The sequence below is a fragment of the Nesterenkonia sandarakina genome, assembly GCF_003003175.1.
Classification (GTDB): Bacteria; Actinomycetota; Actinomycetes; order Actinomycetales; family Micrococcaceae; genus Nesterenkonia; species Nesterenkonia sandarakina_A.
The window spans coordinates 106,604-119,353 of sequence record NZ_PVTY01000012.1 but is presented as its reverse complement, the minus strand read 5'-3'; the positions used below and the strand labels follow the sequence as shown (position 1 = coordinate 119,353).

11 protein-coding genes are annotated in these 12,750 nt (G+C 69.1%); 7 read left to right on the top strand and 4 right to left on the bottom strand.

What is annotated here, in order from left to right; all coding sequences use genetic code 11:
- Both BCL67_RS11075 and BCL67_RS11070 read left to right on the top strand, forming a co-directional pair.
- Nucleotides 1-234: ATP-binding protein (locus BCL67_RS11075; protein WP_181255983.1), on the top strand; the 234-nt coding region annotated here is incomplete at its 5' end.
- An 85-nt stretch (nt 235-319) separates the two neighbouring features.
- Nucleotides 320-739 (top strand): hypothetical protein, encoded by a 420-nt coding sequence (locus BCL67_RS11070; protein WP_106123492.1) that lies wholly within the window; start codon nt 320-322, stop codon nt 737-739.
- 44 nt (nt 740-783) lie between these two features.
- Here BCL67_RS11070 and BCL67_RS11065 read toward each other — a convergent pair whose 3' ends face one another.
- From BCL67_RS11065 to BCL67_RS11055, 3 genes are all read right to left on the bottom strand, one after another.
- Complete coding sequence (locus BCL67_RS11065) at nt 784-1,482, bottom strand: TenA family protein (RefSeq protein WP_106123491.1); 699 nt, start codon at nt 1,480-1,482, stop codon at nt 784-786.
- 49 nt (nt 1,483-1,531) lie between these two features.
- On the bottom strand, nt 1,532-2,779 hold the full coding sequence (locus tag BCL67_RS11060) for an MFS transporter (RefSeq protein ID WP_106123490.1): 1,248 nt from the start codon (nt 2,777-2,779) through the stop codon (nt 1,532-1,534).
- A 219-nt stretch (nt 2,780-2,998) separates the two neighbouring features.
- Nucleotides 2,999-4,699, bottom strand: coding sequence for a phosphotransferase (locus BCL67_RS11055; RefSeq protein ID WP_106123489.1), 1,701 nt, complete (start codon nt 4,697-4,699; stop codon nt 2,999-3,001).
- Between the two features lie 180 nt (nt 4,700-4,879).
- Between BCL67_RS11055 and nudC the strand changes: the two genes are divergently transcribed.
- Entirely contained in the window at nt 4,880-5,965 is a 1,086-nt protein-coding gene (gene nudC / locus BCL67_RS11050) for an NAD(+) diphosphatase (RefSeq protein WP_106123488.1), read from the top strand.
- A gap of 41 nt (nt 5,966-6,006) precedes the next feature.
- A complete protein-coding gene (locus tag BCL67_RS11045) occupies nt 6,007-8,154 on the top strand; it encodes an ATP-dependent DNA helicase UvrD2 (protein WP_106123505.1) in 2,148 nt (715 codons plus the stop codon).
- Between the two features lie 3 nt (nt 8,155-8,157).
- Here BCL67_RS11045 and BCL67_RS11040 read toward each other — a convergent pair whose 3' ends face one another.
- Nucleotides 8,158-8,718: a M48 metallopeptidase family protein gene (locus BCL67_RS11040; RefSeq protein ID WP_106123487.1), complete on the bottom strand. Its 561-nt coding sequence runs from the start codon at nt 8,716-8,718 to the stop codon at nt 8,158-8,160.
- Nucleotides 8,719-8,791: 73 nt separating this feature from the next.
- On the opposite strand from BCL67_RS11040, the gene BCL67_RS11035 reads away from it, so the two are divergent.
- The 3 genes from BCL67_RS11035 (at nt 8,792) to BCL67_RS11025 (ending at nt 12,723) form a co-directional block, all read left to right on the top strand.
- Entirely contained in the window at nt 8,792-9,817 is a 1,026-nt protein-coding gene (locus BCL67_RS11035; RefSeq protein ID WP_146131141.1) for a hypothetical protein, read from the top strand.
- Between the two features lie 217 nt (nt 9,818-10,034).
- Nucleotides 10,035-11,579 (top strand): zinc-dependent metalloprotease, encoded by a 1,545-nt coding sequence (locus tag BCL67_RS11030; protein WP_106123485.1) that lies wholly within the window; start codon nt 10,035-10,037, stop codon nt 11,577-11,579.
- Nucleotides 11,580-11,688: 109 nt separating this feature from the next.
- Complete coding sequence (locus BCL67_RS11025; RefSeq protein WP_258174979.1) at nt 11,689-12,723, top strand: YlbL family protein; 1,035 nt, start codon at nt 11,689-11,691, stop codon at nt 12,721-12,723.
- Nucleotides 12,724-12,750: the final 27 nt, after the last annotated feature.

Here is a 12,750-nt window from a genome sequence, read left to right as displayed (position 1 = left end):
CTCCTGGATCACCCGGACGAGAGGGTGCGCAGCATGTTGCTGGAGCTCTTGGAGCGCCGCTACGGCAACACCTCGACGGTGTTCTGCACCCAGTACGCTCAGAAGGACTGGCACCAGCGGCTCGGCTCTGGAGTCCATGCTGATGCGATCATGGACCGCATCGTGCACAACACCATCTGGGTCGAGACCGGCAGCTACAACATGCGCGAACACACCGCCATGAACGGTCTCTAGAAACGACGTTGAGGGCCAGTGGCTCCCACACGGGCGGTCACTGGCTCTCAACGGCAATACTGGTGGCTCCGAAAGGCAATATTGGGTGGCTCCCAACCCTTCGAATACTCACGAGCATCTCACGCGCGCCGACAGGCCTCAGGAAAACGTCACGCAGTGGGCCAAGCAGGACCTCTGCTGGACGAGCTTCCGCGATACTCCTCTTGAGTACTTTGAAACCGCAGAGGACGTGGTCGTCTCAGATGCGGAACGCGCGGTAGAGATTGCGGCGGCCAAGGAGGAGCGGGTCGAAGAGTCGAAGTTGCTGGGTTACTTCGACCTTTTCAAGGTTGATCCGAAGACTTGGCCTGCACTTAAAGAGTTCACCGGTCAGAACTTCGCGCTGTCCGAGAAAGAAACCGGCGTACTGCGTGCCATGGTCACCAAGAACTATGTGACGGAATCCCAGGGTAAGGTCCTGTCATCACTTCTGAAGAAGGCCGAGAAGGAGGGCTTCCGCGCCTGACGACAAGTGGCTGGTCGTGGGCAGAGCGGGCCCGGCACTCTTAGTCAAAGTATGACTACTTCGTACGCCGCATCAAAGAAAGCCCGTTCGTTCGCGACAACCCGCTTCCACCGTGCGGACAACCTCGCGCCGTCGTCGGACTTCAGCGGCGGAGCCACCCGGTTGAGCTCATCGATCAGGAACTGGGTCCATGCCCGGAAGTCCTCGCCGCGGTGCAGGTCGATCCAGCCCCGGTGTTTCGCCGCCTCGGGCAGGGGCAGGTCGCGCTGGCCCCAGTCCAGGTACAGCCACTCCGCGATCACCAGCACCACCAGCAGGTCCGCGTAGTCCCTGGACCCCGCCACCTCCCACATCTGCCCGATGAACTCTGCCGTGGGAGCGGCAAGCTCCGGGTCGGCCACATCCGAAGCGGGCACGCCGAGCTCGGCAAAGCTCTGCTGGAAGTACCCGTCCTCATCGGCGGCGAGCATGCCGAGCTGCGCGGCGAAGCGCAGCCGAGCTGGCTTGGAATCGGTGGTGGCCACGCAGGCGCCCAGCATCGCCACGAAGGCATCGAAGAACTGATAGTCCTGCATCAAGTAGCGGGCCAGCACCTCATCGCTGAGCGTCCCCGCAAACAGCTCGTCAACGAATTGGTGATGCACCGAGGCATCCCACTCTTCGGCCGTAGCCAGCCGCAGCTGTCCTGCGAAGCTGTCCGCGGCGACGTCGGCGGTGGTGGAGAACGTGGTGGGGGAGCTCATGCCAATACCTTACTGACCCGGGACAGCGCCCTGCAGCAGCGTGAAGCGATCAGATCGCGGTGCGCGGGGCCTTCATCTTTCGGGTCAGGTGGATCGCGTAGAGCGCCACGCCCACACCGAGCACAGCCGCGCCGGCGCCGACGTAGCTCGGGGCGCGCAGGCCCATCTCGGCGGCGATCACCTGGCCGCCCACCAGGGCGCCCAGGGCGTTGGCGGCGTTGAACGCGGAGTGGTGCAGCGAGGCCGCCAGCTGCGGCGCGTCCGGAGCGGTGTCGATCAGGTGGGTCTGCATCGACGGGCCCAGCGCGCTGGCCGAGACGCCGACCAGGAAGAGGAAGATCAGCATCAGCGCCGGGATGTGTGCCGTGGACGCGAAGAGCACCATGAACACCGCGACGAGTGCCATGGCGACCACTACGGTGCCCAGCACCGACTTGTCCGCCGCCCAGCCGCCGACAAAGTTGCCGACCACCATGCCGGCGCCGAAGAGCCCGACCACCCAGGGCAGCGCACTCTCCGGGAAGCCGGTGACCTCGGTGCTGACCGGGGCGATATAGGAATACAGCGCGAACATGCCGGAGAAACCGACCACGGCGAGCATGATGCCCACCCAGAGCCGCTTGTTCTTCAGCCCCTTGATCTCAGACCGCATCGTGGCCTTGGCCGGGGGCATCTGCCGGGGCGCGTACCGGGCCACGGCGGCCATCGTGATCAGCGCGAGCACGATCACCGAGATGAACATCCAGCGCCAGCCGAACTGCTGGCCCAGCGCGGTCACGACCGGCACGCCCAGCACGTTCGAGATCGCCAGACCACCCAGGACGACGGCGATCGCGCGGCTGCGCTTGGCCGGGCCCGCCATCTCGGCCGCCATCAGCGCCGCCACGGCGAAGTAGGCGCCGTGGGGGAGCCCGGAGAGGAACCGGGCGATCAGCATGGTCTCGTAGTTCGGCGCGAAGAAGCTCAGCACGTGCCCGAGGACGAAGACGCCCAGCAGAAGCAGAGCATAGGACTTGCGCTCCCGCTTGGCGCCCAGAATTGAGAGCACCGGCGCTCCGACCACCACGCCGATTGCGTAGGCGCTGATCAGCATGCCCGCCTGCGGGATGGTGATGCCGAGATCGGCCACGGCCTCGAGCTGGAGCCCCATGATCGCGAACTCGGTGACACCGACGGCGAACCCGCCGATGGACAGCGCGACGATGGCCAGCGCCACCTGTCTGCGGGTGTACTTGGGTCCCGAGGGGGCTGCGCCCGGGGTGGACGCGTTCGCTGAGGTCTGTTCCGCCGTGGTCATATCGTCATCCTGTGCTGCAGCCGGTCAAGGGAAGGGTGCACCTGTCAGAGCGCGGGTGAAGCCTGCCAATTCCGGGAAGCCGGGAGAAGACACTCACCCGACAACTGCGCGACGGCGGGGATCATTCCCGCACCTGCGCAGCACCTCGACGTTGAGGGCCCTGATGGAGGCGGCCTGGGCATGCGGCTCCTCGGCGGTGAGGAGGCCGGACCAGGAGATTCAGGCGGTCGGCGGGCGCAGGCCCGGGTGCCGCTGATAGATCGACTCGTCGCCGCTCTCGTCCGTCTCCGCGGAGGGGGTCGAGTCGGCAGACTCCTGGGATTCCGCCGAGTCCGGGGAATCTGCTGAACCAGGGGTGTCCACCGAAGCAGGAGACTCGGTCGAGGCTGGCGCGTCCACGGGCTCCGGATAGTCATCAACCACCGGCGCTTCCGGCTGCGCCGAAGACGCTGACTGGGCTGACTGGGCTGAGTGTGCCGACTGGGCTGAGCGTGCCGACTGGGCCGAGGAGGCAGAACCAGTGGAAGCGGCCGAGCTGGCCGAGCCGACGCTGGGGAAGAAGTGCTTCTCCTTCGCGCGACGTTCCGAGGCGGCATCCGGGTGGATCGGGAGATCGCCCTCGTCCTCTTCCTCGAAGATCTGCTCCGGAAGCCGCTCCGGGACAGGTGTCTCATCGGTGATCACCGGGATCGCACCGGTGGGCTCGTCGCCGGGCAGCGGGCGCGGTCCGAACGCCGGAACCTTGCCGGTGGCGTGTGGATCCTCGGTGGCACCGGGATAGGTGGCGCCGGGATAGTCGGAGACGTCCTCGTGGTTGCTGATCCCCGCAGCTGCCGCATCGGTGATCACGGCGGGCTCGTCGTCGTCCTCGCCGGACTCCGCCCACTCGCCGGTGTCAGCCACTGTCGCCGCGGCGCCGGCCCGGGCCACCGGACGGGAATCCTGGACCTCGGCGGGCGCGACAGGCTCGTCGCCCTCGGCCGGAGTCAGTGCGATCGGCTGCCCGCCGTAGGTCTCGATGTCTGTCTTGAGCTGCTCCAGGAGACCCTTCGCCTCCGCGATCATCTCCGGGTTCTCGCTGGCGTGCCCACGGACCAGCCACTGAGCCAGAGCGAATTCGGCGGTCAGCGCGGCACGGCGCATCAGGTGCTCGTCGACCGCGCCGGTGCGGTGCCGGCGGTAGGCCGCGAGGACCTTCTCGGTGAACTCGGCGTCACCGGCGGCGGTGAGCCAGGCGAAGTCATCCGCCGGGTCTCCGCTGTGCAGATCGGTCCAGCCGGTGACCGCCATGACGCGCTCGCCCTCGATCAGCAGCGAATCCTCATGCAGATCCCCGTGCGTGACCGCAGGCGTGAAGCGCCAGAGGTCGCGGTCCTCCATGGCGTGTTCCCAGCGGCGCAGCAGCAGGGCCGGGATCTCCCCGGTGGTGGCAGCCTGGTCGAGCTCGTTGAGCCGGCGCTGGCGGTACCGCTCCGCGGAATATCGAGGCAGGTCGGCGTTGTCCACCACGGCCTCGTCAAGGTCGTGGATCGCCGCGATGGTGCGCCCGATGTCTTCGATGACCGTGGGGGACTGCTGGGCGAGCTCGCTGAGCTCCAGCGAGGTGCCGGGCAGGTGGTTGTAGACGAAGGTGCGCATCTCGCCGCGGCGCACGGCGCCGGCGACGGAGGGGACCCGGAAGGGCAGCTCGGCGCGGATGCCGGTGGAGAAGCCGCGCAGCACCTGCAGCTCGGTCTCCAGGCGCATGGCTGCTTCCTGGTGCTGGGGAGACCTGATCCTCCAGCGGTGGCCTTCGGAGTCGATGACGACGGCGGACGTGAAGTCGCGGGCGTCATCAGCGGCCGCAGCCACGCCGGTGGGGGAAAGCCCCGGCACTGCCGCGGTCGCCAGGGCCGCAAGTTCCATCGATGTCCATCGCACGAGGACAAGCGTATGGGGTCAGAGCCCTTACCCGGTGCCGGGCCACGCGGAATTGCTGAATTCACCCGGGATTGGCATCAGATTCGGATCCCAGGCGCGCCACCGATGCGGTGATGCTCACTCTCCACATCGGTTCTGCGGGTGCTCCCGAGGGTCTGCGAGCCCGGTACGGTGGAGGGTATGCATACGCACCTCCGGGACCCTGCTGACGGCCTGCTCGTACTGCCCCAGGACGGGGCCCGGATCGACCGCCGCGACGCCGACCGCAAGCGCCCCGAGTGGCTACGCGAGATCTGGTCCACCCCCGGCACCCGGGTGCTGCGTCTCTACGGCCGCCGCGCCCGGCTCAGCGGAAACCGGCTGGACTATGAAGCCGCCTCCGGGCCGCTGCCCGAGGGTGCCGTGGCGCTCGGCGCCGTGGATCCGGCCGAGCTGCCCGATGCTGCCGCCACCGCGGAGCCCGGCGTGGCCGCGCCGGTGCATGTGGTCACGGTCGCGCACCCGAAACCCGCCGATGAGCAGCCCGCCGCCGGGACCACCGGCACCACCTGGGCGGATCTGGCCTTCGCCGGATCCCAGCTGACCCCGCTCGACGCCGCCCTGCTCACCCAGGCGCTGGCGATCACCGCCTGGCATGCCCGCACCCCGTTCTGCGCCTCCTGCGGGACGGCCACCGAGGTGGAGGTCTCCGGCTGGCGCCGCACCTGCCCCAGCTGCGGCACGCAGACCTTCCCGCGCACCGACCCGGCCGTGATCACCGCGGTGCTGGACACCGAGGACCGGCTCCTGCTCGGCTCGGCGTACCGCTGGGAGACCAGTCGCTACTCCACCTTCGCCGGCTTCGTCGAGGCCGGGGAGTCGGTGGAAGCCGCACTTGCCCGGGAGATCGAGGAGGAGGTTGGCGTCGTCGTCTCAGATATCCGCTATATGGGGTCACAGTCCTGGCCGTTCCCGCGCTCGCTGATGCTCGGGCACTTCGCCGTGACCCAGGATCCCTCCATGGCCCGGCCCGACGGTGACGAGATCCGCGACGTCTGCTGGTTCACCCGCGCCGAGCTTGCCGCGGCGGCCGAGTCCGGAGAGGTCAGCCTGCCCACCCGCTCCTCGATCTCCCGGGCGCTGATCGAACGCTGGCGCGGCTCCATGATCGACGCGGTCTCCGACGCCAAGCCGCGCCCGGCCTCCGCCGCGAATGGCGCAGCTGACGGCGCAGCCAACGGTGCCGCCGACGATCGGCCCGGTCAGCGAGGACAGCAGCCTCGATGAGTCAGCCCGCCTTCACCTCCAGCTCCTCGACCGGACACTCCATGTCAGCGACCCAGCTGGCCGCCGCCCCGCCCGAGGCGATCCTCGACGGTCTCGACGAGGAGCAGCGCCTGGCAGCCTCCACGCTGAAAGGCCCGCTGTGCATCCTCGCCGGCGCCGGGACCGGCAAGACCCGCGCGATCACGCACCGGATCGCCTACGGGGTCCGCGCCGGGGTCTATGACCCGCACCGGCTGCTCGCCGTGACCTTCACCGCCCGCGCCGCCGCCGAGATGCGCTCCCGGCTCAGCGCGCTGGGCGCCCCCGGGGTCCAGGCTCGCACCTTCCATGCCGCCGCGCTGCGCCAGCTGCAGTACTTCTGGCCGGTGGCGATCGGCGGGACCATGCCGCAGATCCTCGACCACAAGGTCCGGCTGCTCGCCGAGGCCGCACGCCGGCTGCATGTGACCACCGACCGGGCCGCGCTGCGCGACCTGGCCAGCGAGATCGAATGGGCGAAGGTCTCCACGCTGACCCCGGAGTCCTACCTCGAGGTCGCCACCGCCGAAGGCGCCGGCCGGCCCGCGCCCGGGGGAGTGGACCACCGCACCTTCGCGAAGCTGTACCAGTCCTACGAGGACGTGAAGCTGGACAAGCACCTCATCGACTTCGAGGACGTGCTGCTGCTCAACGTCGGCATCCTCGAGGACGACGAGCGGGTGGCCGCCCAGGTGCGTCAGCAGTACCGCCACTTCGTGGTCGACGAGTACCAGGACGTCTCCCCGCTGCAGCAGCGGATGCTCGACCTCTGGCTCGGCGGACGCGACGAGATCTGCGTCGTCGGCGATGCCGCCCAGACCATCTACTCCTTCACCGGCGCCACCCCGGACTACCTGCTCGGCTTCAAGCGCCGCCACCCGGAGGCGAACCTGGTGAAGCTGGTCCGGGACTACCGCTCCACCCCGGAGGTGGTGAAGCTGGCGAACTCGCTGCTGGCCGACCGCACCCGGGAGTCCGTGAAGCTCAACGACCCGGCGCCCTGGCCCGAGCCGCTGCAGCTGATCTCCCAGCGCGAGCGCGGACCGATCCCGAAGCTGATCCAGCACGCGGATGACGACACCGAGGCCGGCTGGATCGCCTCCGAGATCAAGGCGCTGCAGGACCAGGGGGTCCCGCTCTCGGAGGTGGCGATCCTCTACCGCACCAACGGACAGTCCCAGGCCTTCGAGCAGAGCCTGGCCACCGCCGGGATCTCCTACCAGCTGCGCGGCTCCGAACGGTTCTTCTCCCGCCGCGAGGTCCGCGAGGCGCTCGCCGCGCTGCGCACCTCGTCGCTGGTCGACGACGCCGGAGACACGGTCTCCAAGAGCGTGCGCGACATCCTCTCCTCCCACGGCTACTCCGCGAAGGCCCCCGAGGCCACCGGCGCGGTCCGCGAACGCTGGGAGTCCATGGCGGCGCTGGTCGCCCTGGCGGACCAGCTCTCCACCGAGCGCGAAGACTTCACCATGCGCAGCTTCATCACCGAGCTGGAGGAACGCTCCGCCGCGCAGCACGCCCCCACCGTGGAGGGCGTCACGCTGGCCTCGCTGCACTCCGCCAAGGGTCTGGAATGGGAGGCGGTGTTCCTCGCCGGACTCTCCGAAGGCCTGATGCCGATCACCTTCGCGAAGACCCAGAAAGAGGTCGACGAGGAGCGCCGGCTGTTCTACGTGGGGATCACCCGCGCGCGGAAGTTCCTCTTCCTGTCTTCGGCGGCCTCACGGCACACCGGCGGCCGCGGCCGACGCACCCCGTCACGGTTCCTGCGCCCGCTGCGCAAGGAGATGGGCATCGAGGAGCCGGGCCGGAAGATCATCCCGTCCGGGGGAGGGCTGAGCCCCAACGCCTCGGCGCGGAAGAAGAAGGCGTCCACCTGTTCGACCTGCGGGAAGATCCTCACCAACGGCACCGAGGTCAAGCGGCGCCGGTGTGAGAGCTGCCCCGCCCGCTACGACGAGGCGCTCTTCGAGAAGCTGCGCGCCTGGCGGTCCGACTACGCCAAGGAGCTCGAGGTCCCGGCCTTCGTGATCTTCACCGACGCCACGCTGGAGGTCATCGCCGAGCGCAGGCCCACCTCCGACGAGGCCCTGCTGAAGGTCCCCGGCATCGGTGAGCGCAAGCTCGAGAAGCACGGCGAGCGGCTCCGGGAGATCCTCAAGGAAGCCTGAGCCTCACTCCTGCTGGCTGGCCGGGGGCTCGGCGTTGTGGTCGGCCCAGCTGACGCCGGCCAGGAAGGCGTCGGCCTCTCCGGTGCGCGGGTACTTCGCGATGAGCGCCTTGAAGCGCGGCCCGTGGCCGGGTTCGATCAGATGCGCGAGCTCGTGGATGAGCACCGAGTCCTGCACCCAGGCCGGCATCTCACGCAGCCGGGCGGACAGCCGGATGGTGCCGGTGGTCGACGTCGTGGACCCCCAGCGCTGGTGCTGCTGGGTGGACCAGCTCACCGCCTCCGGCTGCGGGATGCCGTCCAGGTAGCGCGAGGACAGCGCACGAGAGCGATCCAGCAGCTCCTCGTCGCTGCGCGGCCGCCGGGCGGCGCGGCGACTGAGCTTCTTCTGGAAGGCCCGGGCGTGATCTTCGATCTCTCGACGACTCAGCCGGACCGGGACCCGCAGCCGCAGCGTCCCTTGGACCTGATCAGCGGTCACCGTCCGGGTGCGCCGAGCCGAACGGATCACCAGCACCTGCTGGCCATCCACCGTGATCTGCTCCTGAAGCTGCCGCGACGCCATGCAGAGGAGCCTAGCCCGGCCCAGGACTGTGGAAAACTCCGCCGAGTCCTCAGGACCTTGGCACCATAGGTCCATGACGGCGCGGACGGCACCCACGGACTGGCAGGAGCCGCTCATGCTCGACGCGCACACCGTCCAGCTCCGCGCCGGAGACCAGACGGTCCGGATCATCGGCCCGGCGCAGCAGACGCTGCGACGACTCCGGGAACACCCGGACAGCACCACCAGCCCAGAGGCCGAGGCCGAGTCCGACGCCGAGGACGAGACCGACGACGGCGCCCCGCCCGCCGACCGGGCCATCCGGGTGCGGGCCCGCCGGCAGCTCGCGGCGGTGCTTCTCGATGGCCTGCCCCGACCGGCGGCGCTGCTGGCCGAACAGCTGACCGACCTGCACCTGGGCCTGCTGCTGCTGCGCGACGACCACCCCGTGGATCGGGGCGACCTGGCCGCCGGCTACCCCGCCGCGGCGGTGGGCCTCACCCGCGCGGCCGCGGTCCGACGCGCCTGTCTGCGGCAGAACTCCGAGGCGGCCGTCGTCTGCGCAGCGCCCACTCCTGACGCCTGGCCCGCTGACACCGTGCCCACTCCTGATGCCGCAGCGCCCCGGCACCTTCAAGCCGCGCCGCCCCAGGAGCCGGTGGACATCCAGGTGATCTTCGCCCAGCGCGCCGTCGCTCCGGCGCACCTCACTGCCGCGGCCAGCCGGGCCCAGCTGGTGCTGCCGGTGGTCCAGCACTCTGCCCACTGGCAGATCGGGCCGCTGCTCAGCCGGGATCATGGACCCTGCCCCCGGTGCCTGCTGCTCCATGGCACCGCAGTCGACCCGCACTTCGCAGCCGTGCAGACCGCGCTCGCAGAACAGGGCGCGGCCCAGGATCAGATCACGGACCGCCCGGTGCCCTCGGATGAGCCGCAGTCCGCCGCGGTGCTCGCCAGCCTGTTGGCCCGGGAGATCCAGCTGGCGGTCGATGGTGAGTTCACCCCGCAGACCGCCTCCCGGATGATCGGGCTCTCCCTGCGCACCGGGGAGCTCAGCCTGGTGCCGGTGACCCCACACTCGGAATGCGACTGCCGGCTGCACACCGCCACCGCCAGGTGACCCCCCGGAGGAGACCCGGTGAAGCATCGGGCGAGAAGACCCGTGCCGATGTCGGGATGGCGGACGACGCCGGTAAAGAGCGGGAACGCCGGCGTCAACGCAGAACCCGCGACTTCATCCTGTGGCGAACTCACCGCGCTCGTGCAGACAGCACCGAGCCGTGCTGGATACGCTGGAGTCTCTCAGGCCGAACCAGGATCACCACAGGGAGCGTCCGATGAGCCAGAACAACTCCGGCAACAACGACCAGGGCAACGGGGAAGACCCACGTGACCCCATGGAGGAGTTCTTCAAACAGCTCTTCGGCGGGCAGATGCCCGGGCAGACCCCCGGCGACGACGCCGACAAGGGCGACGCCGCCAAGCGCGGCCCCAGCATCGGCTTCACCGGCACGCCCGGTGCCCCCGGCGCCACAGGCTCCGGCGACCAGGGCGGATTCCCCGGCTTCCCTCCCGGGTTCGATCCCTCCCAGATCCCCGGCATGGCCGATATGAACCCGCAGATGATGCAGCAGATCATGGGACAGGTCCAGTCCATGTTCTCCGCGATGCAGAACCCCTCCGATGAGGACAAGGGCCCGGTCAACTGGTCCATGGCCCGCCAGGCCGCCCGTCAGGCCGCCGCCGGCGATGACCCCAGCGTCTCGGCCGCCGAGCGCAAGGAGATCGACGACGCCCTGCGCCTGGCCGACATGTGGCTCGACGGAGCCACCACCTTCGAGACCGCCGGGCAGATCGGGCAGGCCTGGTCCCGCGCGCAGTGGGTCGAGGAGACCTTCGACTCCTGGAAGAGGCTGACCGAACCGGTGGCCGAGTCCGTCTCCAAGGCGCTCTCCGCCGCGATCAAGGACCAGCTCGGTGAGGGTGGCTCCGGCCTTCCCCCGGAGCTGGAGTCCATGATGGGCGGCGCCGGCGCGCAGCAGATCACCGGCATGATCGAGTCCATGGGCGGCATGGCCTTCGGCATGCAGCTGGGCCAGGCCGTGGGTGAGCTCGCCAAGGAGGTCGTCTCCTCCTCGGACACCGGCCTGCCGCTGGCCGGCAACACCACCGCGCTGCTGCCCAAGAACGTGAGCGAGTTCGGCAAGGGCCTCAGCGTGGACAAGCGCGAGGTGCTGCTCTACCTGGCGCTGCGCGAGGCCGCCCGGATGCGCCTGTTCAACAACGCTCCCTGGCTGGAGCAGGACCTGTTCAACGCCGTCGGCCAGTACGCCGCCGGCATCCACATCGACATGAACCGGATCGAAGAGGCCGCCAGCCAGATGGACCCCAACAACCCCGAGGCGATGAACTCCATCCTCGGCGAGGGCCTCTTCCCGGAGGAGCGCACCCCCATGCAGGAGGCCGCGCTCAAGCGCATCGAGACCACGCTGGCGCTGGTCGAGGGCTGGGTGGACGACGTCGTCACCCAGGCCGCCGAGCACCTGGAGTCGCTGTCCCGGCTGCGGGAGACGATGAACCGCCGTCGCGCCTCCGGGGGACCGGCGGAGGACACCTTCGCCGCGCTGGTCGGGCTGGAGCTGCGTCCCCGCCGGCTCCGCGACGCCGCCGCACTCTGGGCGCACCTGCGCGAGACCGAAGGCATGTCCGGCCGCGACGACGTCTGGGGTCACCCCGACGTCCAGCCCGATGAGCAGGACCTCGACGATCCCACCGGCTTCCAGAAGCGCCGCGCGGAACGGCAGGAAGAGACCGCGAAGATCGACGAGGAGCTGCAGAAGCTGCTCGACGGCGGCTATGACGGCAAGTCCCCGGAGGTCTGACGTCATCTTCCTGTGTCGCTGGTCTCAGATGAGATGATGGGTGACGATCATCATGACTGAGCGCCCCCTGAAACCGAAGAGGCCGAGTCTGCGGAGAGGCCTGCAGGCGGTGGCCGGCACGTCAGCGCTCATCATCGGGCTGCTGAGCCTGACCCTGCCCAGCCCGTACCTGGTGGAGAGCCCGGGTCCGATGTTCAACACCATCGGTGAGATCGAGGACCAGGCGGTGATCTCCGTCAGTGGCGAACAGACCTATCCCACCGAGGGCTCGCTGAACCTGACCACGGTGTTCGTGGCGGGGGCGCCGACCTCCACGGTGCGCGTCCCCGAGGCCGTGACCGGCTGGTTCAACTCCGGCACCGACATCCAGCCGCACGAGCTGATCTACCCCTCGGGCACCACCGCCGAGCAGGTCCAGCAGCAGAACACCGCCGCGATGACCAGCTCCCAGGATCTCGCGGTGGCCGCGGCGCTCAATGAGCTGGGCATCGACTACAACCAGGAGCTCTCCGTCGTGGACTTCACCGCTGAGGCGGTCCAGGTCGGCACCGATGAGCAGCTCCAGCCCGGCGATCAGGTCACCGCAGCCGCGGGCAGCTCCATCACCGGGCTCGAAGGACTGCGTGACGCAGTCAACACCGCCGCAGGTCAGCCGGTAGCATTGACAGTGCTTCGCGACGGTGAGGAACTCGACTACGAGGTCCCCACCTACCAAGAGGCAGATGGCGACTACTACGTGGGAATCATGCTCGAGAACGAGTTCGATTTCCCTGTGGATGTCGACATCGAGCTCGACGGCGTAGGCGGTCCCAGCGCGGGGCTGATGTTCACTCTCGGCCTCGTGGACTCCATGACCGAGGAATCCATGACCGGCGGCGAGAACTGGGCCGGCACCGGCACGGTGGACCCGGACGGCACGGTCGGGCCCATCGGCGGAATCGCCCAGAAGGTCGTCGGCGCACGCTCCCAAGGGATCGAGAACTTCCTGGTCCCGACGGCGAACTGCACCGAGCTCGACGGGCGGGTGCCCGACGGGCTCGCGACATACGCCGTCGACGACGTCTCTGAGGGACGCGCGATCGTCGAGGCGGTCCGCGACTCAGACCAAGACTTCCTCGCGGGGCTCGAGCCCTGCGGAAGCTGAACCGGTCCGCCGGTCCAGCCGGGTCAG

Coding starts and splice junctions, on each gene's coding strand:
- BCL67_RS11065 (WP_106123491.1), bottom strand. CDS start 1,482: ATGAGCTCCCCCACCACGTTCTCCACCACCGCCGACGTCGCCGCGGAC.
- BCL67_RS11060 (WP_106123490.1), bottom strand. CDS start 2,779: ATGACCACGGCGGAACAGACCTCAGCGAACGCGTCCACCCCGGGCGCA.
- nudC (WP_106123488.1), top strand. CDS start 4,880: ATGCATACGCACCTCCGGGACCCTGCTGACGGCCTGCTCGTACTGCCC.
- BCL67_RS11045 (WP_106123505.1), top strand. CDS start 6,007: ATGTCAGCGACCCAGCTGGCCGCCGCCCCGCCCGAGGCGATCCTCGAC.
- BCL67_RS11040 (WP_106123487.1), bottom strand. CDS start 8,718: ATGGCGTCGCGGCAGCTTCAGGAGCAGATCACGGTGGATGGCCAGCAG.
- BCL67_RS11035 (WP_146131141.1), top strand. CDS start 8,792: ATGACGGCGCGGACGGCACCCACGGACTGGCAGGAGCCGCTCATGCTC.
- BCL67_RS11030 (WP_106123485.1), top strand. CDS start 10,035: ATGAGCCAGAACAACTCCGGCAACAACGACCAGGGCAACGGGGAAGAC.